23 protein-coding genes and 1 pseudogene are annotated in these 22,820 nt (G+C 46.0%); 22 read left to right on the forward strand and 2 right to left on the reverse strand.

All coding sequences use genetic code 11. The annotated features are described in order from the left end of the window. The 22 genes and pseudogenes from floA (at position 1) to BZ167_RS17295 (ending at position 20,887) form a co-directional block, all read left to right on the forward strand. Entirely contained in the window at positions 1 to 993 is a 993-nt protein-coding gene (gene floA / locus BZ167_RS17190; RefSeq protein ID WP_007408280.1) for a flotillin-like protein FloA, read from the forward strand. A gap of 27 nt (positions 994 to 1,020) precedes the next feature. After that, on the forward strand, positions 1,021 to 1,455 hold the full coding sequence (locus BZ167_RS17195) for a YqfB family membrane protein (RefSeq protein ID WP_039254434.1): 435 nt from the start codon (positions 1,021 to 1,023) through the stop codon (positions 1,453 to 1,455). A 56-nt stretch (positions 1,456 to 1,511) separates the two neighbouring features. Then, a complete protein-coding gene (yqfC, locus tag BZ167_RS17200) occupies positions 1,512 to 1,793 on the forward strand; it encodes a sporulation protein YqfC (RefSeq protein WP_003152966.1) in 282 nt (93 codons plus the stop codon). Between the two features lie 17 nt (positions 1,794 to 1,810). After that, positions 1,811 to 3,035 (forward strand): annotated as a pseudogene (gene yqfD / locus BZ167_RS17205) (sporulation protein YqfD). Continuing rightward, the gene (locus BZ167_RS17210) at positions 2,999 to 3,958 is read left to right on the forward strand and encodes a PhoH family protein (RefSeq protein WP_007408283.1); all 960 of its coding nucleotides are present in this window, start codon (positions 2,999 to 3,001) and stop codon (positions 3,956 to 3,958) included. The pseudogene yqfD and the gene BZ167_RS17210 overlap by 37 nt, the downstream one beginning before the upstream one ends. A gap of 80 nt (positions 3,959 to 4,038) precedes the next feature. Continuing rightward, positions 4,039 to 6,171, forward strand: a complete 2,133-nt coding sequence (locus tag BZ167_RS17215; RefSeq protein ID WP_007408284.1) for an HD family phosphohydrolase — start codon at positions 4,039 to 4,041, stop codon at positions 6,169 to 6,171. Further along, a complete protein-coding gene (ybeY, locus tag BZ167_RS17220) occupies positions 6,172 to 6,645 on the forward strand; it encodes an rRNA maturation RNase YbeY (protein ID WP_012118016.1) in 474 nt (157 codons plus the stop codon). Further along, positions 6,626 to 7,000 (forward strand): diacylglycerol kinase family protein, encoded by a 375-nt coding sequence (locus BZ167_RS17225; RefSeq protein ID WP_003152974.1) that lies wholly within the window; start codon positions 6,626 to 6,628, stop codon positions 6,998 to 7,000. Before ybeY ends, BZ167_RS17225 begins: the two co-directional genes overlap by 20 nt. A 123-nt stretch (positions 7,001 to 7,123) precedes the next feature. Then, the gene (locus tag BZ167_RS17230; RefSeq protein ID WP_003152976.1) at positions 7,124 to 7,534 is read left to right on the forward strand and encodes a cytidine deaminase; all 411 of its coding nucleotides are present in this window, start codon (positions 7,124 to 7,126) and stop codon (positions 7,532 to 7,534) included. Then, on the forward strand, positions 7,515 to 8,420 hold the full coding sequence (era, locus tag BZ167_RS17235) for a GTPase Era (RefSeq protein ID WP_007408285.1): 906 nt from the start codon (positions 7,515 to 7,517) through the stop codon (positions 8,418 to 8,420). Before BZ167_RS17230 ends, era begins: the two co-directional genes overlap by 20 nt. A 155-nt stretch (positions 8,421 to 8,575) precedes the next feature. Then, positions 8,576 to 8,719 carry a YqzL family protein gene (locus tag BZ167_RS17240; RefSeq protein ID WP_007408286.1) on the forward strand — a complete coding sequence of 48 codons (144 nt, stop codon included), beginning with the start codon at positions 8,576 to 8,578 and terminating at the stop codon, positions 8,717 to 8,719. Positions 8,720 to 8,755: 36 nt separating this feature from the next. Then, positions 8,756 to 9,523 (forward strand): DNA repair protein RecO, encoded by a 768-nt coding sequence (recO, locus tag BZ167_RS17245; protein ID WP_007408287.1) that lies wholly within the window; start codon positions 8,756 to 8,758, stop codon positions 9,521 to 9,523. Positions 9,524 to 9,824: 301 nt separating this feature from the next. Beyond that, complete coding sequence (glyQ, locus tag BZ167_RS17250) at positions 9,825 to 10,712, forward strand: glycine--tRNA ligase subunit alpha (protein WP_003152984.1); 888 nt, start codon at positions 9,825 to 9,827, stop codon at positions 10,710 to 10,712. Continuing rightward, positions 10,705 to 12,744 (forward strand): glycine--tRNA ligase subunit beta, encoded by a 2,040-nt coding sequence (glyS, locus tag BZ167_RS17255; RefSeq protein ID WP_061860718.1) that lies wholly within the window; start codon positions 10,705 to 10,707, stop codon positions 12,742 to 12,744. Before glyQ ends, glyS begins: the two co-directional genes overlap by 8 nt. Before the next feature lie 100 nt (positions 12,745 to 12,844). Continuing rightward, on the forward strand, positions 12,845 to 13,483 hold the full coding sequence (gene ccpN, locus BZ167_RS17260; protein ID WP_003152989.1) for a transcriptional regulator CcpN: 639 nt from the start codon (positions 12,845 to 12,847) through the stop codon (positions 13,481 to 13,483). A gap of 25 nt (positions 13,484 to 13,508) precedes the next feature. After that, on the forward strand, positions 13,509 to 14,321 hold the full coding sequence (locus BZ167_RS17265; RefSeq protein ID WP_003152991.1) for a pyruvate, water dikinase regulatory protein: 813 nt from the start codon (positions 13,509 to 13,511) through the stop codon (positions 14,319 to 14,321). A 255-nt stretch (positions 14,322 to 14,576) separates the two neighbouring features. Next, complete coding sequence (locus BZ167_RS17270) at positions 14,577 to 15,083, forward strand: YaiI/YqxD family protein (RefSeq protein WP_007408289.1); 507 nt, start codon at positions 14,577 to 14,579, stop codon at positions 15,081 to 15,083. Positions 15,084 to 15,104: 21 nt separating this feature from the next. Further along, positions 15,105 to 16,916, forward strand: coding sequence for a DNA primase (gene dnaG, locus BZ167_RS17275; RefSeq protein ID WP_077392157.1), 1,812 nt, complete (start codon positions 15,105 to 15,107; stop codon positions 16,914 to 16,916). A gap of 192 nt (positions 16,917 to 17,108) precedes the next feature. Next, complete coding sequence (rpoD, locus tag BZ167_RS17280) at positions 17,109 to 18,230, forward strand: RNA polymerase sigma factor RpoD (protein WP_003152998.1); 1,122 nt, start codon at positions 17,109 to 17,111, stop codon at positions 18,228 to 18,230. Positions 18,231 to 18,580: 350 nt separating this feature from the next. Further along, positions 18,581 to 18,943 carry a cytochrome c550 gene (gene cccA / locus BZ167_RS17285; RefSeq protein WP_003152999.1) on the forward strand — a complete coding sequence of 121 codons (363 nt, stop codon included), beginning with the start codon at positions 18,581 to 18,583 and terminating at the stop codon, positions 18,941 to 18,943. 125 nt (positions 18,944 to 19,068) lie between these two features. Beyond that, entirely contained in the window at positions 19,069 to 19,773 is a 705-nt protein-coding gene (locus BZ167_RS17290) for a tRNA (adenine(22)-N(1))-methyltransferase (RefSeq protein WP_156886069.1), read from the forward strand. Next, positions 19,766 to 20,887 carry a Nif3-like dinuclear metal center hexameric protein gene (locus tag BZ167_RS17295; protein ID WP_031378940.1) on the forward strand — a complete coding sequence of 374 codons (1,122 nt, stop codon included), beginning with the start codon at positions 19,766 to 19,768 and terminating at the stop codon, positions 20,885 to 20,887. The genes BZ167_RS17290 and BZ167_RS17295 overlap by 8 nt, the downstream gene beginning before the upstream one ends. A gap of 20 nt (positions 20,888 to 20,907) precedes the next feature. On the opposite strand, the gene BZ167_RS17300 is transcribed toward BZ167_RS17295, so the two are convergent. After that, positions 20,908 to 21,852: a 4-hydroxy-3-methylbut-2-enyl diphosphate reductase gene (locus BZ167_RS17300; protein WP_012118007.1), complete on the reverse strand. Its 945-nt coding sequence runs from the start codon at positions 21,850 to 21,852 to the stop codon at positions 20,908 to 20,910. A gap of 122 nt (positions 21,853 to 21,974) precedes the next feature. Then, complete coding sequence (vrrA, locus tag BZ167_RS17305; RefSeq protein ID WP_012118006.1) at positions 21,975 to 22,670, reverse strand: VrrA/YqfQ family protein; 696 nt, start codon at positions 22,668 to 22,670, stop codon at positions 21,975 to 21,977. Positions 22,671 to 22,820: the final 150 nt, after the last annotated feature.

Here is a 22,820-nt window from a genome sequence, read left to right on the forward strand (position 1 = left end):
ATGGAACTGTCAAGTTTGGCGATTTTAGCATTAGTTGCTGCTGCCATTATTGTGTTAGCCATATTCTTCACCTTTGTACCGGTGATGCTATGGATTTCGGCGCTTGCGGCAGGAGTCAGAATCAGCATTTTCACTTTGGTCGGGATGAGGCTGCGGCGCGTCATACCAAGCCGCGTTGTCAATCCGTTAATTAAAGCGCACAAAGCCGGCCTGTCCGCAACAACAAATCAGCTCGAAAGCCATTATCTGGCCGGAGGTAATGTCGACAGGGTGGTCAATGCCCTGATTGCGGCACAGCGCGCCAATATTGAGCTGTCATTTGAACGCTGCGCAGCCATTGACCTGGCCGGGCGTGACGTATTGGAAGCCGTACAGATGAGCGTCAATCCGAAGGTCATTGAAACACCGTTTATCGCGGGTGTCGCCATGGACGGAATTGAAGTAAAAGCAAAAGCCAGAATCACGGTAAGAGCCAATATTGAGCGCCTTGTCGGAGGAGCGGGAGAAGAGACGGTTGTCGCCCGTGTCGGAGAAGGGATTGTCTCGACAATCGGTTCTTCACACAATCATAAAAAAGTGCTTGAAAACCCTGATATGATTTCGCAGACTGTACTTGGCAAAGGGCTGGATTCAGGCACCGCATTTGAAATTCTTTCGATTGACATCGCCGACGTGGATATCGGCAAAAACATCGGAGCGATTCTTCAGACGGATCAGGCAGAAGCAGACAAAAACATTGCGCAGGCCAAAGCCGAAGAGCGCCGTGCCATGGCGGTCGCCCAAGAGCAGGAAATGCGCGCTCGCGTAGAAGAAATGCGTGCGAAAGTCGTGGAAGCAGAAGCCGAAGTGCCGCTTGCGATGGCAGAAGCGTTGCGTGAAGGAAACATCGGCGTCATGGACTATATGAACATAAAAAATATCGACGCGGATACGGACATGAGGGATTCTATCGGCAAGCTGACGAATGACCAGCAAGATGAAGACCAACAATAACCTCTCTATTAAGGAGGGAGCCGCTATATGCACGAGATTCTGACAAATCCGCTCGTCATTGCCGCCGTCATCGGCATTATATCGGCAATATTCGGCAAGAAAAACAAAGATGAAAAACGTCCGCCGGGTACACGTCCCGGAAATCAGGCAAAAAAGCAGGATCAAAAACAGCCGCAGAAAGAGCATAAGCCAAAAGCGGAAGAATGGCCTGCCGTTTCAGAAGAGAACCCTTTTGAGCAAAAAAGAAGGGAAGCTGAAAAGCGCCTAGCGGAGACGGAGCAGATGTTTAACGGGCTTGAACATAAGCTGACATCCGCACGCGCACGAAACGCGTCTCTGAAGAAATCAGCCCTCAAAATAAATAAAGAAACTGCGGTCCAAGGCATTATATTCAGTGAGGTTTTGGGTCCGCCCCGTGCAAAAAAACCGCACCGGACCATGCGGAACATCGGTAAAAAATAAAGTGTTAGAACCCCTTTTCAAATCATACATATGAGATGAAAGGGGGTTCTTTTTTTATGGGGCAAAGAAAGAATCGTGTAAAGGCATGGCTGACAAGAGCATTGGAAATTCCCCCGGACGTTATGATGGATCTGCCTCGTATTACGATGGTCGGCAGACTTCATATCTACATAGAGAATCACAGAGGCCTCCTGCTGTTCAGTGAAGAAGAAGTCAGGCTGATGCTCAAGCAGGGGCAGTGTATCATATCAGGAAAAAACTTGGTCATTAAGGCAATCCTTCCTGAGGAAATCCTTTTGGAAGGCACGATAGATCACGTACGATATGTCGATTCATAAAGCCGGGGGGAAATAATGTGAAAAACAAATGGCTGTCATTTTTTTCGGGTAAAGTCCAAGTGGAAGTCAAAGGAAAAGGGATTGAACGGCTGCTGAATGAATGCACGAGAAACGGAATCGCCATCTTTGCGGTGAAAAAAAAGCAAGACTGTGTTCTGCTGATGATTCAGCTTCAAGATGTACATGCTTTCAGAAGAGTCATCAGAAAACATGAATGCAAAGCAAGCTTTACAAAAAGAAAGGGTCTTCCCTTTCTGCTTCTCAAATCAAAATTAAATCTGGGCTTCACTGCGGGATTTGTGATATTTTTTGTTATATTGTTTCTTTTGTCCAACATGATTTGGGAAATTGATATTAAAGGGGCCAAGCCAGAGACCGAGCATCAGATGGTAAAGCATCTTGAAGAAATCGGTGTGAAAAAAGGCCGTTTGCAATTTTTAATGATGACGCCGGAGAAAATTCAAAAATCATTAACAAACGGCATCGATAATATTACGTGGGTCGGTGTGGAATTGAACGGGACAGCCCTTCATATGAAAGTGGTCGAAAAGAACGAACCGACAAAAGAAAAGTACGTAAGCCCCCGCCATATCGTTGCCAAAAAGAAGGCGGTCATCAAAAGGATGTTCGTGCAAAAGGGGCAGCCGATGGCTTTTGTGAACGATCATGTTGACAAAGGACAGCTCCTCGTCTCAGGACTGATCGGAAATGAAGACCGGAAAGTCGCCTCAAAAGCGGAAATTTACGGAGAAACATGGTACAAGTCAGAAGTAACCGTGCCCCTTGAAACATCATTTACGCTATATACGGGTAAAGTAAGGACGAAGCACAAGCTGTCTTTCGGATCATGGGGCGTGCCTTTTTGGGGCTTTGAATTTAATGAGAAGCCGCTGAAACATCCAAAAACAGAGGAAGAAAAGCATCCGTTTCAATTTCTGGGGATGAAGCTTCCGGTTTCTTACGTTCAAGAACAGACAAGGGAAAGTGAAACATCCGTGCGGACTTATACGAAAGGCGAAGCGGTTCAGGCCGGTATCAAAATGGGAAGACAAGATGTAGAAAAGCGATTAAACGGCAGCGGAGAGGTGGAAAGTGAAAAAGTTTTGCACCAATCCGTTGAGAATGGTAAAGTAAAGTTGATTATTCTCTACCAAGTTATAGAAGATATCGTTCAAACCACACCTATTGTTCAGGGAGACTAAAGAATGGCAGAACATTTACTTGCGATTAATCACAAACTGAAAAGCCCGGACGAAGCACTTTCTTTGTTCGGCAGCCAAGATGCCTTTTTACATTTAATGGAGAAGGATCTGGGCATTAGCCTCATCACACGCGGTGAAACCATTTACGTTTCCGGGAATGATGAAACATTTGAGATCGCTGACAGATTATTGGGCTCGCTCCTTACTTTAATTCGCAAGGGGATCGAGATTTCGGAACGTGATGTGCTGTATGCCGTGAAAATGGCAAAAAAAGATGAACTGGACTATTTTGAAAGCATGTATGAAGAGGAAATAACGAAAACGGCAAAAGGCAAACCGATCCGTGTCAAAACCATCGGCCAAAGAGAATATGTGGCGGCGATGAAGAAAAACGACATGGTGTTCGGCATCGGGCCGGCGGGAACCGGCAAAACTTATTTGGCGGTCGTAAAAGCGGTGCACGCTTTAAAAAACGGCCACATTAAAAAAATTATTTTAACAAGACCCGCTGTGGAAGCCGGCGAGAGCCTCGGTTTTCTGCCCGGAGATTTAAAGGAAAAAGTAGATCCTTATCTGCGCCCGCTGTATGACGCGCTCCATGATGTGCTCGGAAGCGACCATACGGAGCGTCTTATGGAAAGAGGGGTTATCGAAATCGCCCCGCTTGCCTATATGAGAGGGCGGACGCTTGACGACGCGTATGTGATTCTTGATGAAGCCCAGAATACCACTCCCGCTCAAATGAAAATGTTTTTGACGAGATTGGGTTTTGGCTCTAAAATGATCATTACGGGCGACGTAAGCCAAATTGACCTGCCGAAAGGCGTCACATCGGGACTTGCAGTGGCGAAGGACATGCTGAAGGACGTAAACGGCATCTCCGTGATTGAACTTGACCAGACAGATGTGGTCAGGCATCCGCTTGTTGCAAAAATTATTGAAGCTTATGATAAGCAAAAGTAATGCAAAAATGACCCGATCTCCCGTTATCGGGTCATTTTTATATGATGTGTTCCTGATGTTTCAGGGAGGAGGTTCTTGTTTTGAAAAAGAAGGGAAAGGGCAAAAGCGCCCGGGAACGGTTCCGCAGTTTCAGACATGCCCGCTCAGCCCATGTGCTGCTGTACCTGCTGCTTTCAGCGATCATGTTTGGTTTGCTCTTTATTCATGTAAAACCTGAATCACTTAATTTGGATTTGTTTGCAGTCAGTGATAAGACGATTTACGCGCCCGCCACAGTGGAAGATCAGCAGGCGACGGAATCGAAAAAACAGGCGGCCGAAGATGCGGTGGAAGATCAATACACTCTGAAAAAAGGCTATACCGACAATCGGCTTGACCTGATCACTTCCATTTTTGACAGCATCGGCGAAGTGAAAAAAGATGCGGAAAAAGACAAAAAGTCACCTTCGGAAAAATCACTGGTAAAATCGGTGAAAAACAAGCTGACACAGGATGTCAATGAATCCGTCTCGGAAGATGCCATTAAATCGCTTCTCCATGCAAACAATGAAGATTTCTCATTTGTGAGGGATTCCGTCATTACTGCGGTGAATACGGTGATGAGCAGTGAAATTCCTTCTGAAAAGCTTGCCGAAGCGAAGGATAAGGTCGCAAAAGAGCTGAAAAGCGCTTCTGTGCCGTCAAAATATTTAGCGGCTGCGACTGAAATCGGAAAATACGCGGTCATCCCGAATTACGTATTTGATCCGAAAGCGACCGATGAAAAACGCCAGGAAGCGTCAGACAGCGTCCAGCCGGTACAGATCAAACAGGGACAGGTTCTCGTGGAAGAGAATGATCTGATTGACCGGGAAGTATACAGGAAGCTTGAACTGACGGGTCTTTTGAATAATTCCAACCTGTTAAAACCGATCAGCGGTCTCCTTCTGATGATCGGCCTGTTTATTGCCACGCTTGTCTACTATTTTGAGAAACAGCAGCAGGAGCTTAAGCTGAAAAATAAATCTCTTTTGCTGTTTTCTATCATTACAACGCTTATTCTCGTCATTATGGAAGTCGTCAGTCTCTTTCAGAAGATTGAATACACCAATATCGGCTATCTTGTGCCGATCGCCGCCGGCGCGATTTTAATCAGGCTGCTGCTCAATGAAAGGCTCGCCATTTTAGGAAGCATCATTCTGGCGATCTGCGGCAGTATGATGTTTAATCAGGGTGTGACGGGAACATTTAATTACGTCATCGGCATTTACTATTTAATCAGCAGCATTTCAGGCATTTTGTTTTTGGGAAAACATAATGCGAGATCAAAAATATTGCAGACGGGACTGTTCGTCTCATTTATTAATATGATTATCGTGCTGTCGCTTTTATTAATACAAAATACGGCGCTGTCACCGGTTGAAATCGGAACGCTTATGCTGATGGGGGTCGTCTCGGGACTTGCTTCATCCGTTTTGATTATCGGTCTGATGCCGTTTTTTGAGACGGGATTCGGCATTCTTTCAACAATGAGGCTGATTGAACTGTCTAATCCGAATCATCCCCTGCTTCGAAAGATTTTAACGGAAACACCCGGTACATATCATCACAGCGTCATGGTGGCAAATCTGTCGGAAGCGGCTTGTGAAGCCGTAGGGGCAAACGGTCTTTTAGCACGGGTCGGAGCGTATTATCACGATCTCGGCAAAACGAAACGTCCGCAATATTTTATTGAAAATCAGATGAATATGGATAATCCGCATGACAAGCTGTCTCCGCAGCTCAGCAAAAATATCATTATCGCACATACGACAGACGGTGCGAATATGCTCAGAAGCTATAAGTTTCCGAAAGAGCTTGTGGATATCGCGGAGCAGCATCACGGAACGTCCCTTTTAAAATTCTTTTATTATAAAGCGAAAGAAAAGGGCGACCAGATTACAGAGAAAGAGTTCCGCTACCCGGGGCCGAAGCCGCAATCGAAAGAAGCGGCTATTATCTCAGTGGCCGACAGCGTTGAAGCCGCCGTCCGTTCCATGCATAATCCCAATCCCGAGCGGATCGAAAAACTGGTGCGGGGAATTATATCCGATAAGCTTCAGGACGGACAATTCTCAGAATGTGATCTCACGTTCCGAGAACTGGATACGATCGCAAAAACACTATGTGCGACTTTAAAAGGAATTTTCCACTCCCGGATTGAATATCCGGAGGCTACGAAGAAGGTGAAATAAATGAGTTTACTCATAGATATTGTTGATGAAACGAACAGCGTCTCAGCTGATGCGCTCCAAGAAGTGGAGAAGCTGCTCCAATTCGCGGCGGAAAAAGAAGGCGTTCAGGACCAGGCTGAAGTATCGGTCACGATTGTGACAAATGAGGAAATCAGAGAAATCAACAGAGACTACCGGGGAAAAGACACTCCGACTGACGTCATTTCGTTTGCGCTTGAAGAAGAAGGCGAAGACGAGGTTGAAATCGTAGGCGCCGACATGCCGCCTGTTTTAGGAGATATTATCATCAGCGCTGACAGAACGAAAGAGCAGGCGGAAGAGTACGGCCATTCGTTTATGAGAGAGCTCGGTTTTCTGGCCGTGCACGGCTTTTTGCATTTGCTTGGCTATGATCACATGACAAAAGAAGAAGAGGAAGAAATGTTTTCAAAGCAAAAGGATTTGCTGGATGAGTATGGACTCACGAGATCATAAAAACGAGTGGAGCAGGTTCCTGAAGAGCTTTGTCCATGCATGGAGGGGAATCTGGAAAACGGCGCGGTCAGAGCGGAATTTTCAATTTCATATTACCGCGGCCTGCGCCGTTATCGTTTGCGGTTTTCTCACCGGGCTGAGCACAGCCGAATGGGCCGTTGTTTTGGTGCTGATCGGAGGGATGCTTGCTTTGGAGCTTTTAAATACGGCGATAGAGCATGTTGTGGATTTAGTTACCGATCAGTATCACCCGCTCGCAAAAGCGGCAAAGGACGCGGCCGCCGGAGCCGTTTGCGTCTTTGCCGTGATATCGTGTATCATTGGTTTACTCATCTTCTTGCCGAAGATATGTTAGCAGAAGATTCTTACAATTATTTTACATTGCCAAAAATGGGCGTGAAAAACCAATCATAATTATGTAAAATAAAAGTGACAGCGGTATCATACAGGATAAAGGTAAGAGAGGAATTAAGTACACATGAACAGACAAGAATTGATTGCAGAAGCATTAAAAGCGCGGGACACAGCGTATGTGCCGTATTCAAATTTCAGAGTGGGAGCCGCTCTTCTTACCAAAGACGGAAAAGTGTACAGAGGCTGCAACATCGAAAATGCGGCATACAGCATGTGCAACTGTGCTGAACGCACGGCGATATTCAAAGCTGTTTCCGAGGGGGATACGGAATTTGCGATGCTCGCCGTGGCTGCGGATACTCCGGGACCGGTTTCGCCGTGCGGAGCCTGCAGACAAGTAATTTCCGAGCTGTGCTCAAAGGATATGCTTGTTATTCTGACCAACTTACAAGGACAAATAAAAGAAATGACTGCGGAAGAATTATTGCCGGGCGCATTTTCATCGGAGGATTTACATGACGAACGAAAGCTTTAAATCAGGATTTGTATCTATCATCGGAAGGCCGAATGTAGGAAAGTCTACCTTTTTAAACAGGGTCATCGGTCAAAAGATCGCCATCATGAGCGACAAACCCCAGACGACAAGAAATAAAGTCCAAGGGGTGCTGACAACCGGCACGTCGCAGACTATTTTTATTGATACACCGGGCATTCACAAACCAAAGCACAAGCTTGGCGACTTTATGATGAAAGTGGCGCAGAATACGCTGAAAGAAGTTGACTTGGTGTTATTTATGATTAACGCCGAAGAAGGGTACGGAAAAGGCGACGAGTTTATCATTGAAAAGCTCGGACAGACGTCTACACCGGTCTTTCTGATCGTAAACAAAATTGATAAGATCCACCCTGACCAGCTGCTTCTTTTAATTGATGAGTACCGTACGCGCTATCCGTTTAAAGAAATCGTGCCGATCTCAGCTTTGGAAGGGAACAACGTCGAAACCCTTCTCGCGCAGATTGAAGCGTATTTACCGGAAGGGCCTCAGTTCTATCCGAGCGATCAGGTGACTGACCACCCCGAGCGGTTCATTATTTCTGAACTGATCAGAGAAAAAGTGCTCCATCTGACAAGGGAAGAAGTGCCGCACAGCATCGCTGTCGCCATCGAGTCCATTAAAGGGCAGGAAAACGGCTCCGTCCATGTCGCCGCCACCATTGTGGTCGAGCGGGATTCTCAAAAAGGCATCGTCATCGGTAAAAAAGGAGCGCTTCTGAAAGAAGTCGGCAAAAGAGCGCGGGCTGATATTGAAGCTCTTTTGGGCTCACGCGTTTACCTGGAATTATGGGTGAAGGTGCAGAAGGACTGGCGGAATAAAATGTCTCAGCTGCGTGATTTCGGCTTCAAAGAGGATGAATATTAATTCATCTAAGGCGCATGCCTGAGGTGTGAGATTACCTCACAGAAGCAGGGATTCGTTAGCAAAATTTGTTTAACATGAAAAGGAGGACATCAGGTCAAGATAAGGGTAAGAATTTGGATTTGCAAGCTAGTTTAATGATGAAAGGTGGGTTTTTTGTGTTGAATTTTACCTGGAACGTATTTTCTCAAACAGGAAGTGTTGATACGTACCTTCTTTTTAAAGAACTGGAAAAAGAGAACCTGGAAAGACCCGAAGAACCGGAAGATGAGCTAGCCCGAATTGATTTTCCAATTTTGTAAACCTCTTGGCCCCTCCCATTGTTGGAAGGTGCGGAAATGCTGACTAAATGTGAAGGAATCGTGCTCCGTACGAATGACTACGGGGAGACGAATAAAATCGTGACATTGCTGACGAGGGAACACGGCAAAATCGGCGTCATGGCAAGGGGCGCCAGGAAGTCAGCCAGCCGGCTGTCAGCAGTCAGCCAGCCGTTTTTGTACGGGTCATTTTTAATGCAAAGAACATCCGGACTCGGCACGCTCCAGCAGGGTGAAATGATTCTCAGCATGAGAACGATCAGAGAAGATTTATTTTTGACGGCGTATGCCGCTTTTATCGCTGAACTCACTGACAAAGGAACGGAAGAGAAGAAACCGAACCCCTATTTATTCGAATTGATTCTCGAATCCTTTAAGAGGCTGAATGACGGGACTGACCCGGACGTGATCACCTTCATCGTGCAGATGAAAATGCTCGGCGTCATGGGGCTGTATCCGGAGCTGAATCATTGTGTCCACTGCAAAAGCGGGGAAGGGACGTTTCATTTTTCGATAAGAGATAACGGGTTTATCTGCCACCGCTGCTTTGAAAAGGATCCGTACAGAGTTCCGATTTCGCCGCAAACGGCAAGGCTGCTAAGGCTTTTTTATTACTTTGATATCGGAAGGCTCGGCAGCGTCTCGTTAAAACAGGAAACCAAAAATGAAATTAAACGGGTCATTGATCTGTATTACGAAGAATATTCAGGACTTTATTTAAAGTCAAAACGGTTTTTAGATCAGATGGAAAGCATGAAGAACCTTTTGGATGAAAACAAAAGTTGACATTCTGCCCATCTTTTTATATGATCATTTATTATAAAATATGTTGCAGTGACAGAAAGAAGTACTTGCGTCCAACTCATACAAGCGACCTTAGGGCAGTGTAAGCTAAGGATGAGCGCGCAACGAAAGGCATTCTCGAGCAACCCTTTAAAAAGAGGCTGAGTGATTCACATCCTCAGCAACTAGGGTGGAACCGCGGGAGAACTCTCGTCCCTATGTTTGCGGCCGGCAAGCATAGAGACGGGAGTTTTTTGGTTGCCGCCGCACTTGTAAAAGAATGGAGAAAGTGGAGGTGCTTGAAATGAACATTCAAGATATGATTTTAACCTTGCAGAAGCACTGGTCGAATGAAGGCTGTGTGCTCATGCAGTCGTATGATGTGGAGAAAGGCGCAGGCACAATGAGCCCGTATACATTTTTACGAAGCATCGGGCCGGAACCGTGGAGAGTGGCTTACGTTGAGCCGTCCAGGCGGCCTGCGGACGGACGGTACGGCGAAAACCCGAACAGGCTCTATCAGCATCACCAATTCCAAGTCATTATCAAGCCGTCGCCTGATAACATTCAAGAGCTTTACCTTGATTCATTGCGTGCGCTCGGCATTGACCCGCTTGAACATGATATCCGTTTCGTAGAAGACAACTGGGAAAACCCGTCTTTAGGCTGTGCAGGTCTCGGCTGGGAAGTATGGCTTGACGGGATGGAAATTACTCAGTTTACATACTTCCAGCAGGTGGGCGGAATTGAATGTAAACCGGTATCCGTTGAGATCACGTATGGTATTGAACGTCTCGCGTCATATATTCAGGATAAAGAAAACGTCTTTGATCTTGAATGGACGTCAGGATTTACTGTGAAAGATTTATTTATGATGGCTGAATATGAGCATTCCGTTTATACTTTTGAAACATCTGACGTGGATATGCTTTTCCATTTGTTCAGCACCTATGAAAAAGAAGCGATCAGACAAATGGATAACGGGCTCGTGCATCCGGCCTATGATTATGTGCTGAAATGCTCTCACACATTTAATCTGCTCGATGCAAAAGGCGCGATCTCGGTGACGGAGCGGACGGGTTATATCGGCCGTGTCCGCAACTTAGCGAGAAAAGTGGCAAAAACGTATTATGAAGAACGGGAAAAATTAGGGTTCCCAATGCTTAAAGAGGAGGGCTCTTCCCATGAGTAAACAAGACTTGCTTTTAGAGATCGGACTCGAGGAAATGCCGGCGCGGTTTTTACATGACAGCATGGTGCAGCTCGGTGAAAAGCTGACCGGCTGGCTGGCTGAAAAAAATATCGCCCATGGCGAAGTGAAACTTTTTAATACGCCGAGACGTCTGGCAGTATATATAAAAGACGTAGCAGAAAAACAGGCTGATATTCAGGAAGAAGCAAAAGGCCCTGCGAAAAAAATCGCTCTGGATGCTGACGGAAACTGGACAAAAGCCGCTATCGGATTTTCAAAAGGCCAAGGCGCCGGAGTGGATGATCTGTATATAAAAGATGTAAACGGCACGGAATATGTCTTCGTTCAAAAATTCCAGGCGGGACAAGAGACGAAGACACTTTTACCGCAGCTGGAAAATTTGATTGCCGGAATGCATTTTCCGAAAAACATGCGCTGGGGCACGCAGGATCTGCGCTATATCCGTCCGATCAAATGGATTATCGCTCTCTTTGGAAAAGACGTCATTCCGTTTAAAATCACAAATGTAGAAACGGGCCGGAACACACAGGGACACCGCTTTCTCGGCCAAGAAGTATCTGTTGATGCACCGTCATCATACGAAAAGCTGCTGAAAGAACAAAGCGTCATTGCTGACCCGAAAGAACGCAAACAAATGATCCAAAGCCAGCTGGACGCGCTTGCAGCCGAGAAGAAATGGAACATTCCGATCGATGAGGATCTGCTGAACGAAGTCAACCATCTGGTGGAATACCCGACGGCGCTTTACGGATCTTTTGAATCCGAGTTTCTTTCTATTCCTGAAGAAGTGCTTGTGACAACAATGAAAGAGCATCAGCGCTACTTCCCGGTAAAAGATGAAAACGGGAATCTGCTTCCTCATTTTATTACGGTAAGAAACGGGAACAGCCATGCAATTGAAAATGTTGCCCGCGGAAACGAGAAAGTGCTGAGAGCAAGGCTTTCAGATGCTGCGTTCTTCTACAAAGAAGACCAAAAGCTGAACATTGATGAAAACGTGAAGAAACTGGAAAATATCGTTTTCCATGAAGAGCTCGGCTCCCTTGGAGATAAAGTAAGAAGAGCGGCCGCCATTGCGGGCAAACTTGCCGTCCGCCTGAAAGCGGATGAACAGACGCAAAACCTTGTGAAGCGCGCCGCAGAAATTTCTAAATTTGACCTGGTTACACATATGATCTATGAGTTCCCTGAGCTTCAGGGCGTGATGGGAGAAAAATATGCGCGCATGCTCGGTGAAGATGAAGCCGTCGCTGCCGCAGTCAATGAGCACTATATGCCGAGAGCGGCCGGGGGAGAAGTGCCTTCAACCTTCACCGGCGCGGTTGTAGCGTTAGCTGATAAACTGGACACGATTGCTTCCTTCTTCAGCATTGACGTGATTCCGACAGGTTCTCAGGACCCGTACGGATTGCGCCGTCAGGCAAGCGGCATCGTTTCCATTCTGATCGACCGCAACTGGGGCATTTCTTTTAAAGAACTGCTGTCATTGACAGAAACAGAAAAAGAAAATGAGCTCCTCGATTTCTTTACACAGCGTCTGAAATACGTCTTAAACGCTGAAGACATCCGTCATGACGTTATCGAAGCCGTTCTGGACAGCACAGAGCTTGAGCCGTATGCAGCCGTTCATAAAGCAAGAGTGCTTGAGAAGCACCTCGGCACACCCGGATTTAAAGAAACGGCTGAATCACTCGGCCGGGTCATCTCCATCAGCAAAAAAGGCGAGAGCCGCGATATCAATCCGGATCTGTTTGAAAATGAACAGGAGAAAAAGCTGTTTGACGCTTATCAAAAAACAAAAGACAGTGTCGCGGAAAGCTTTGCCTCCAAAAACTATGAACAGGCGCTTGCCGTGCTCAGCGGATTAAAGGAGCCGATTGAAGACTACTTTAATCACACGATGGTAAATGCGGACGATGAAGCATTAAAAACCAACCGTTTAGCGCAAATGACCGCTCTTGCAGATGTGATCAAGTCTTTTGCTAATATGAATCATCTTATTGTAAAATAAAGAAAAAGACGGTTGCTGTGTGATCGGCAATCGTCTTTTCCCCTTTTACATAAACATCACAGAATGAAAACATAGATAAAGAAACCCTTCCATAAAGGTGGTGAGTACGATCGAATTAAATAAACGGCAAGAACAAATTTTACAGATTGTAAAGGAAAACGGCCCGATTACCGGAGAGCATATCGCAGAACAGCTCAATTTAACGAGGGCCACGCTGCGGCCGGACTTGGCCATACTCACCATGTCAGGCTTCTTAGAGGCCCGTCCGCGGGTCGGTTATTTTTATACGGGGAAAACGGGAAATCAGCTGCTTGCGGATAAACTGAAAAAGCTGCAAGTGAAAGATTTTCAATCGATCCCTGTTGTCATCAATGAGAATGTCTCGGTATACGATGCCATCTGCACCATGTTTTTAGAAGATGTCGGCACGTTATTTGTCGTAGATCGTGATGCTGTCTTAGTCGGTGTGCTGTCACGCAAAGATTTGCTGCGGGCGAGCATCGGCCAGCAGGAACTTGCCTCAATACCGGTTCATATTATCATGACAAGAATGCCGAATATCGCCGTCTGCCGGCGTGACGATTATGTGATGGACATCGCCAAGTATTTAATTGAAAAACAGATCGATGCCCTGCCCGTTATTAAAGATACGGATAAAGGCTTTGAGGTCATCGGCCGGTTTACCAAAACGAATATGACTAAGATACTTGTCAGTTTATCAGAAAATGAAATCATATAAGCTTGAAAACTAACGGGGGGATAACATGGACAATCGCATCATTTATGTAGTATCAGACTCAGTCGGAGAAACCGCCGAACTCGTTGTAAAAGCCTCGCTCAGCCAGTTTAACGGCTCAGCAGATGATACGCATATCAGAAGAATACCTTATGTGGAAGATATCGGCACCATTAATGAAGTCGTGTCTCTCGCCAAAGCGGACGGCGGCATTATTTGTTTTACGCTCGTTGTTCCTGAAATGCGCAAATACCTGGTTGAACAAGCGGAAAAAGCGAATGTGCTGTATTACGATATTATCGGTCCGCTCATCGATAAAATGGAATCGGCTTACGGTCTGACCGCTAAATATGAACCGGGCCGCGTCCGCCAGCTTGATGAAGATTATTTCAAAAAGGTCGAGGCGATCGAGTTTGCCGTCAAATATGACGATGGCAGAGATCCAAGAGGCATTTTAAAAGCCGATATCATCCTGCTCGGAGTATCCAGAACGTCTAAAACCCCATTATCACAATATCTTGCCCATAAGCGTCTGAAAGTGGCCAATGTGCCGATCGTTCCTGAGGTCGATCCGCCGGAAGAACTGTTCAGCGTTGATCCGAAAAAATGCATCGGCTTAAAAATCAGCCCTGATAAACTGAACCATATACGAAAAGAACGGTTAAAATCTCTCGGCTTAAATGACAAAGCCATTTACGCCAATATCAACAGAATTAAAGAAGAGCTGGAGTATTTTGAGAAAATCGTGGACCGGATCGGCTGCCAGGTCGTTGACGTTTCGAATAAAGCGGTCGAGGAAACAGCGAACATCATTCATCATCTCAAAACAAAGGGCCGATAACTCAGGACGCTTTATCCTGGGTTTTTGGGTATGCAAATAGGGAATAAACAAAAAGGATGGCATCTTCGCGAAGTTTGTATTATAATAAAAAATTGTGATAAAATGTTTATTTTTAGGTTTAAGCTTCGTGTGATACGAATAAACTATTATGGGTAAGATGTCAAGAATAACTCCCGGAAATTTTTCGACAAAGCTCAAAATAGATCCGCAGTCATGGAGCATATGCGATTTCGCTTGTTTTTATGCAGGAGATTGATGGAGGGATGGAGAATTAGTCTTCTAAATGAAAAAGAAAAGACGATTTTTGTCGATGCAGACGCATGCCCCGTAAAAGAGGAAATAATGCTCATTGCATCGCAATACAGCGTTCGGGTTATTTTCGTCGCATCATTTGAACACTACCAGCTTTCCAGAAGCAAAGACGAGAACTGGGTATACGTTGATCCTCATAAAGAAGCGGCAGACTTATATATCGCAAACCATGTGAGATCGGGAGACGTCGTAGTCACGCAGGATATCGGTTTAGCCTCTCTTTTGCTGAACAGAAATATTGCCGTCTTATCGGAAAGGGGCCGTTCTTATACTGAAGACACGATTGACTTCGCTCTGATGAGCCGTCATATGTCAGGCAAAATGAGAAGAAGCGGCATTCATTCCAAAGGACCTAAAAAATTAAATAAAGAAGATCGGAATCGATTTGTTACCCTGCTTAAAAAAATCCTGTCGAATGATGAAGGGATTTCAAATCAAAACATCGAATAATGTACGACGGAGTGTTATAAGATGGGAAACCGCATACCAGATGAAGTAGTTAATCAGGTGCAGCAGTCAGCAGACATTGTTGAAGTCATAGGTGATTATGTCCAATTGAAAAAGCAAGGCCGCAACTACTTTGGGCTCTGTCCGTTTCACGGGGAAAACACGCCCTCGTTTTCCGTCTCCAGCGATAAGCAGATCTTTCATTGCTTCGGATGCGGTGCGGGCGGGAACGTTTTCTCTTTCTTACGGCAGATGGAAGGCTATTCATTTACGGAAGCTGTTTCTCACCTTGCGGATAAATATCAGATTGATTTCCCTGATGATATAACGATTCACTCTGCATCCAGGCCTGAATCTTCCGGAGAGCAGAAGATGGCGGAAGCCCACGAGCTTCTGAAGAAATTTTACCATCATTTGCTAATAAATACAAAGGAAGGCCAGGAAGCGTTAGATTACCTTTTATCAAGGGGTTTTACGAAAGAGCTCATAGATGAGTTTGAAATCGGCTACGCGCTGGATTCCTGGGATTTCATGACGAAATTCATGAAAAAGCGCGGTTTTGAGGAAGAACTGATGGAAAAAGCGGGTCTGCTGATCAGAAGGGAAGACGGCAGCGGGTATTTTGACCGTTTCAGAAACAGAATTATGTTTCCCATTCATGATCACCACGGAGCCGTGGCGGCTTTTTCAGGAAGGGCGCTCGGAAGCCAGCAGCCGAAATATATGAACAGCCCGGAAACGCCGCTGTTTCATAAATCTAAGCTGCTGTATAACTTTCATAAGGCGCGCCTGCCGATCAGGAAAGAGGAGAGAGCCGTTCTGTTTGAAGGCTTCGCTGACGTCATATCCGCCGTCAGCTCAGGCGTAAAAGAAAGTATCGCCACAATGGGGACGTCGCTCACCGAAGAACATGTGAAAATCCTCAGGAGAAATGTTCAGGAGGTCATTCTCTGCTACGATTCGGATAAAGCCGGGTACGAAGCTACGCTGAAAGCGGCCGGCCTGCTTCAGAAAGCCGATTGTAAGGTAAGAGTAAGCATGCTGCCTGACGGGCTTGATCCTGATGATTATATCAGAACCCGGGGCGGAGAAAAATTCCGGACCGATATCATTGATGCAAGCGTTACGGTCATGGCTTTTAAAATGCAGTATTTCCGCAAAGGGAAAAACTTATCTGACGAAGGAGACCGGCTCGCTTACATGAAAGAAGTGCTGAAAGAAATCAGCGCTCTTTCCGGGTCGCTTGAGCAGGAAATGTATGTGAAGCAGCTCGCCTCAGAATTTTCTCTTTCGGTAGAATCTTTGACGGAACAGCTTTCCATCTACGCCAGACAAAACGCCCCCGGCGACAAAAACGCCGAACCGCAGACAAGACGGGCCCGGGTGACGACAAAAGCAAAACGGCGCCGTCTCCGTCCCGCCTATGAGAACGCGGAAAGACTTCTGCTCGCTCATATGCTGAGAGACCGAAACGTCATAAAGAAAGTGATTGAGCGTGTCGGCTTTGAATTTAACATTGACGGACATCGTGCGCTGGCAGCATACCTGTACGCTGTATATGAAGAGGGGGCTGACATGACGCCGCAGCATCTTATGGCGAGAGTGCAGGATGAGGAAATCAGCCAGCTGCTTTCAGATATAGGGATGCTCCAAGTAAACGAGGAGCTCTCAGAGGCCGAGTTATCCGATTACGTAAAAAAAGTGTTGGATCACCGAAAATGGTCAATGATAAAGGAAAAAGAAGCAGAAAGAGCGGATGCGGAGAGGCAGAAAGACTTCGTGAAAGCTGCGTCTCTGGCTCAAGAAATTGTTGCATTGAACCGATCATTAAAGTAACACCAAAAAGAGGCTTGCGTTCTGATTGGCAATGATTCCTTGCGGAGGAGCAAATAGATCGCTTAACCTCATCATGAATTGTCATTTATTATCCGCAGCCCTGCATGCTGAAAAAGAGAGAAGGCTTCCGGGTCGGATAAGAAACATACCGCTTTTAGAATTCGTTGCAAGCTTTGGAAGGAGGGATCCATAATGGCTGATAAACAAACCCACGAAACAGAAACAGAACTTACATTAGACCAGGTAAAAGAACAGCTTACTGAAACTGGAAAAAAACGTGGCGTTTTAACATATGAAGAAATTGCTGAACGCATGTCCAGCTTTGAAATTGAATCAGACCAAATGGATGAGTATTATGAATTTTTAGGAGAACAAGGTGTTGAATTAATTAGTGAAAATGAAGAAACGGAAGATCCTAATATTCAACAGCTTGCCAAAGCCGAAGAAGAATTTGACCTTAATGACCTCAGCGTACCGCCTGGCGTAAAGATCAATGATCCAGTCCGCATGTACCTTAAGGAAATCGGACGGGTAAATCTTCTTTCTGCTAAAGAAGAAATCACCTACGCTCAAAAAATTGAAGAGGGTGACGAGGAATCTAAACGCAGACTGGCTGAAGCAAACCTTCGTTTAGTTGTCAGCATTGCTAAACGGTATGTCGGCCGCGGCATGCTTTTCTTAGACTTGATCCAAGAAGGAAACATGGGTCTCATGAAAGCCGTCGAGAAGTTTGACTACCGTAAAGGATATAAATTCAGTACGTATGCGACTTGGTGGATCAGACAGGCGATTACACGCGCCATCGCTGACCAGGCGAGAACAATTCGTATCCCGGTTCACATGGTGGAAACCATCAACAAATTAATCCGGGTGCAACGTCAGCTTCTTCAGGATCTTGGCAGAGAGCCGACACCGGAAGAGATTGCTGAAGACATGGATCTTACACCTGAAAAAGTCCGTGAAATATTAAAAATTGCTCAAGAGCCTGTTTCTTTAGAAACGCCGATCGGTGAAGAAGACGACTCACATCTCGGTGATTTCATCGAAGACCAGGAAGCGACATCTCCGTCGGATCATGCGGCATATGAGCTTTTAAAAGAACAGCTGGAAGATGTGCTGGATACGTTGACAGATCGTGAAGAAAACGTGCTGCGTCTCCGTTTCGGTCTGGATGACGGACGCACAAGAACTTTGGAAGAAGTAGGCAAAGTGTTTGGAGTAACGAGAGAGCGTATTCGCCAAATTGAAGCAAAAGCGCTTCGCAAATTGAGACATCCGAGCAGAAGCAAACGTCTGAAGGATTTTCTCGAATAGAATGGAACGGGTCTTTTTGATCCGTTCTTTTTTATGTATAAGATATATGGATAATATACCTTTATTTTACTGGATAAGCATATGTTTTGCAAATGAGTTTGGAAAAAATGCGGCATGTCCTGAAAGGGGGAAAATGAGATAAGTTTATTTATATTCTTTATTGTAAGCGTATACAATTCATTATACAATAGAATAAAGATAATTTTGTGATAAACAAAACAGTTATTTTTGCTTTTTGTATAAATTGTGAAATCAAAGAAATTGCTGAACAAGACCATTTACTTTTTGTAAAAATAAGTTAGAATTAGAAGTGTTTACATAGGGGGAGAATGAAAAAGGGGGATGGAGATATGAAGTGGAATCCGCTGATTCCTTTTTTGCTCATTGCAGTGCTGGGAATAGGGCTGACTTTCTTTTTAGCTGTAAAAGGCAATGGAGATGCGCATCAGATCGCAAGCGGCGGTGAAAGTAAAAATGCCGAGAAGGAAACTGCAAACGCTTCACCTGAAGAGATTTATAAAGCGAACTGCATCACCTGTCACGGGGAAAACTATGAAGGTGTATCAGGGCCGAACTTAAAAGGCGTCGGCAAAAGAAAAGATGTCGCTGAGATTAAAACAAAAATTGAAAAAGGCGGCAACGGGATGCCCGCAGGCCTTGTGCCGGCCGAAAAGCTGGATGACATGGCAAAATGGGTTTCTGACATTAAATAAAGCTTTACCGGTCCCTATATAAAAGACATATGAAAAACTCTATCCGCCGCTTGGATTCCGGGCGGTTTTTTTATATGATAGTAAAGGAAAAAGAACCTGAGAAAAGTTGTGATATTGTGAATGAAATGAAGTTATCTAAAAGATTGCAGTCTGTGGCGGAATATATCCCTCCGGGTGCCCTGGTTGCTGATATCGGGTCGGACCACGCGTATCTTCCTTGCTATGCCGTTTTGAATCGTTTGGCAAGCCGGGCAATCGCCGGTGAAATTACAGACGGACCGTTTCTATCCGCCAAACAGCAGGTGGAAAAACTGGACTTAAGCACTCTTATCTCCGTAAGGAAAGGTGACGGGCTGAGCGTCCTTGAAAAAGGAGAAGCCGGCGCCATTACAATCGCGGGCATGGGCGGAGCGCTGATCGCTCATATTTTGGAGTCCGGAAAAACGAAATTGACGGGGCGTGAACGGCTGATTCTGCAGCCGAATATTCATGCCGTTCATATAAGAGAGTGGCTGTATCAGGAAGGCTATGAACTGATTGATGAAGTGATTCTCGAAGAAGACGGAAAGTATTATGAAATCCTCGTTGCGGAAACTGGCGACCGTGATGCGCCGTATCGGGACGTGCCGATGGCTGCCGGAATGCTTGCGGGTCCGTTTTTATTAAAAGAGAGGAATGAAGTGTTTCTTCGGAAATGGAGCCAGGAACTTAAGCATACTGAACAAATTTATGAACAGATCAGCCGCAGCGCAAAGCATGAAAGTCATGAAAAATTAGCTGAATTGAAAGAGCGGATTTCTCTGCTGAAGGAGGTAATCGGACATGTCTAAACATGTAAACGGACAGGAAATCATCCAGCTGTTTGAACAATTTTCACCGAAGGCTTTTGCGGTGGAAGGAGATAAAATCGGCCTGCAGATCGGTACATTGAATAAGCCGGTGAAAAATGTCATGGTGACACTGGATGTTCTGGAACAAACGGTAGATGAAGCCATTGAGAAAAAAGTTGACTTAATTATCGCCCACCATCCGCCGATTTTTCGGCCGCTTAAACAGATCACCACTGATCAGCCTGGCGGAAGACTGATTGAGAAATGTATAAAGCATGATATTGCCGTATATGCGGCTCATACGAATCTTGATGTGGCGGACGGCGGTGTGAACGATCTGCTTGCCGAAGCTCTCGGCCTGACAGACACAGAAGTGCTCGTCCCGACATATTCGGACCCGATGAAAAAGCTTGCCATCTATGTTCCGAAAGACTATGAAGAAGCTGTAAGAACCGCACTTGGCAACGCCGGAGCGGGACATATCGGCAATTACAGCCATTGCGCGTTCTCCTCTGAGGGAATCGGCAGCTTTAAGCCGCTGGACGGGGCAGAACCGTTTATCGGACAGACGGGAGAGCTGGAACTCGTCCATGAAGTGAGACTTGAGACCGTTTTTCCGGCAAGTATGGAGAAAACCGTCGTAAAAGCGCTGAAAAAAAGCCATCCGTATGAAGAGGTGGCATATGATATTTATCCGGTGGAGCAGTCTCCGCTTGAAAAAGGGCTCGGCCGCATCGGAAAACTTCAGCAAGACATGACGCTTGAAGAGTTTGCGCTGTTTGTGAAAGAAAAGTTTGACGTTAACGGAGTCCGGATGGTCGGAGAGCGAAACAGCAAGGTGAAAAAAGTCGCGGTTCTTGGCGGTGACGGAAATAAATATATTTATCAGGCAAAGCGGAAGGGTGCAGATGTTTACGTGACGGGCGATCTTTATTTCCATGTAGCGCATGATGCAATGATGATCGGATTAAACGTCGTGGACCCGGGGCATTATGCTGAAAAGATCATGAGAAAAGGCACGGCTGAGAAGCTTACGGCAATGGCCGGGGAGAAAAACTATGATGTGCGCATTTTCGCTTCCGAAACAGATACAAACCCATTTACCTTCTTATAAAAAAACTGAGGCCCCGGGCCTCAGTTTTTTATTTTTACTTTCGGAAGGATTTTTTTAAGCGGCACACTGTGTTCAAGCTGCCATGTCGATTCATCGTTGTGGTCAAACTGCTCTAAAAAGCGGATGACTTCCTTTGTAATCGGTGTCGGTGTTGATGCGCCTGCGGTAACGGCGACGGTATTGACGTCTTTCAGCCATTCGAGCTTCAGTTCACTGATGTCTCCGATTCGGTAGGCTTTTGTTCCGGCGATTTCTTCTGACACTTGCGCCAGTCTGTTGGAGTTATTGCTTTTCGGATCACCGACAACAATGGTTAAGTCCGCTTTTTTTGCCTGCTCTGATACAGCTTCTTGACGAACCTGTGTGGCCAGGCAGATTTCCTGATGGTATTCCACGTACGGGTACTTTTCTTTGACTGATTCCATAATATCGTGGACGTCCCACTGGGACATTGTCGTTTGGTTTGTAACGATTAATTTCTCAGCCTGAATATCGAGATTTCTCACGTCTTCCTCTGTTTCAACGAGATGAACGATTTCAGGAGCGACGCCGACGGCTCCTTCAGGCTCGGGGTGGCCTTTTTTACCGATGTATATGACGTGATAACCTTCAGCTTTTACTTTTCGGATTAAGTCATGTGTTTTCGTGACGTCCGGGCATGTGGCGTCAATCGTAACAAGCCCTTTTTCCTCAGCGGCTTTTCTTACTTCCGGAGATACCCCGTGAGCCGTGAAAATAACGGTTCCTTTTTCCACCTGCTTTAAAATCTCCAGACGGTTTGTGCCGTCAAGCGTGTAAATGCCGTCTTCCTCAAACGCATCTGTGACATGCTTATTATGAACAATCATTCCCAGTATATATATAGGTCTTGGCAGTGTTTTATCGAGTGACGCGTTTTTGGCTATGACCATGGCATCAACAACGCCGTAACAGTAGCCGCGCGGCGATATTTTGATAACGTCCAATGTAGATGTCCTCCTATCAAAAGTGAGTGTAGAGGCAATATAAAAAGCCGTAGTTAAACGGCTCAAATCTTGCATTCTTCTGATCTCATTATAGCTAATCTTTCGTGAGATATCAAAGAATGTTAAATATATAATTTCGGCTTTGATCTGCCCGATGTTCTTTTTGGACGCGGCTGTTCCGCTGAGTCTGCCTGTGCGGCGTCTTTTTCTTTTGAAGCGGATGCTTTTTCGGACGTCTTCTTTGATGTTTTGGATGAGGCGTCTGATTTGTTTTCATCTTCTGTTTCATCTGTTTTTTCAGCTTCATCCTTTTTGTCCTGTTCGTCTGTTTCTTTCGTCTCGTCAGATTCATTCTCGTCATCACTGCTGCTTAATTGGCTGTAAAGCTTCATCATTGCGGGCAGACTCCGTACTAAAGGACCGTACTGCTGGATCATCGGCGTAACCTGCTGCGCCACGCCGAGCACCTTCTGAACGTTGCCGAGCATGCTCGACAGGGATGCCGGACTTGCCAGGTTCTGTATTCCCTGCAGTCCTGCACCTGCTCCTCCGCTGGCCGCCGCCGGTGCCGACGCGGCAGCGCTTCCTCCTCCTGAACCGGGTAAAAAACGGGAAAGCATCCCTTTTAAGCCCCCTCCGCCGCCCGTGCCTGCGTTTCTCAGGCCCGCTCCGGCAATCTGCTGCTGAGGGAAAAGCTGCCGTCCCTGCTGCATTAGCTGCCGTCCCGGCAATGACGGTCTTCCTCCCATCATCATACGCGGATTCATAAACGGCCGTCCCTGCTGCGCCATATTTCTCATCGGCTGCTGTGGAAACATACTTGTACCTCCTTTCTGTCTCTCTGCTATTACAATATGCATCGGAGGGGGCATTTGCTTTTCTGTCTCGAAAACAGGATTCCCCCAAGACATGGTGTTTTTAAGTAAAATCGGTTATAATGTGATGATGGACACAGAATGTGCCGCTTT

It is taken from the genome of Bacillus sp. 275 (assembly GCF_001999205.1).
Classification (GTDB): Bacteria; Bacillota; Bacilli; order Bacillales; family Bacillaceae; genus Bacillus; species Bacillus velezensis.

What these genes read in the sequence shown, in the direction of transcription:
- floA (WP_007408280.1), top strand. Translation starts at nt 1, where the DNA reads ATGGAACTGTCAAGTTTGGCGATTTTAGCATTAGTTGCTGCTGCCATT.
- BZ167_RS17195 (WP_039254434.1), top strand. Translation starts at nt 1,021, where the DNA reads ATGCACGAGATTCTGACAAATCCGCTCGTCATTGCCGCCGTCATCGGC.
- yqfC (WP_003152966.1), top strand. Translation starts at nt 1,512, where the DNA reads ATGGGGCAAAGAAAGAATCGTGTAAAGGCATGGCTGACAAGAGCATTG.
- BZ167_RS17210 (WP_007408283.1), top strand. Translation starts at nt 2,999, where the DNA reads ATGGCAGAACATTTACTTGCGATTAATCACAAACTGAAAAGCCCGGAC.
- ybeY (WP_012118016.1), top strand. Translation starts at nt 6,172, where the DNA reads ATGAGTTTACTCATAGATATTGTTGATGAAACGAACAGCGTCTCAGCT.
- BZ167_RS17225 (WP_003152974.1), top strand. Translation starts at nt 6,626, where the DNA reads ATGGACTCACGAGATCATAAAAACGAGTGGAGCAGGTTCCTGAAGAGC.
- BZ167_RS17230 (WP_003152976.1), top strand. Translation starts at nt 7,124, where the DNA reads ATGAACAGACAAGAATTGATTGCAGAAGCATTAAAAGCGCGGGACACA.
- era (WP_007408285.1), top strand. Translation starts at nt 7,515, where the DNA reads ATGACGAACGAAAGCTTTAAATCAGGATTTGTATCTATCATCGGAAGG.
- recO (WP_007408287.1), top strand. Translation starts at nt 8,756, where the DNA reads ATGCTGACTAAATGTGAAGGAATCGTGCTCCGTACGAATGACTACGGG.
- glyQ (WP_003152984.1), top strand. Translation starts at nt 9,825, where the DNA reads ATGAACATTCAAGATATGATTTTAACCTTGCAGAAGCACTGGTCGAAT.
- glyS (WP_061860718.1), top strand. Translation starts at nt 10,705, where the DNA reads ATGAGTAAACAAGACTTGCTTTTAGAGATCGGACTCGAGGAAATGCCG.
- BZ167_RS17265 (WP_003152991.1), top strand. Translation starts at nt 13,509, where the DNA reads ATGGACAATCGCATCATTTATGTAGTATCAGACTCAGTCGGAGAAACC.
- BZ167_RS17270 (WP_007408289.1), top strand. Translation starts at nt 14,577, where the DNA reads ATGGAGGGATGGAGAATTAGTCTTCTAAATGAAAAAGAAAAGACGATT.
- dnaG (WP_077392157.1), top strand. Translation starts at nt 15,105, where the DNA reads ATGGGAAACCGCATACCAGATGAAGTAGTTAATCAGGTGCAGCAGTCA.
- rpoD (WP_003152998.1), top strand. Translation starts at nt 17,109, where the DNA reads ATGGCTGATAAACAAACCCACGAAACAGAAACAGAACTTACATTAGAC.
- cccA (WP_003152999.1), top strand. Translation starts at nt 18,581, where the DNA reads ATGAAGTGGAATCCGCTGATTCCTTTTTTGCTCATTGCAGTGCTGGGA.
- BZ167_RS17290 (WP_156886069.1), top strand. Translation starts at nt 19,069, where the DNA reads ATGAAGTTATCTAAAAGATTGCAGTCTGTGGCGGAATATATCCCTCCG.
- BZ167_RS17295 (WP_031378940.1), top strand. Translation starts at nt 19,766, where the DNA reads ATGTCTAAACATGTAAACGGACAGGAAATCATCCAGCTGTTTGAACAA.
- vrrA (WP_012118006.1), bottom strand. Translation starts at nt 22,670, where the DNA reads ATGTTTCCACAGCAGCCGATGAGAAATATGGCGCAGCAGGGACGGCCG.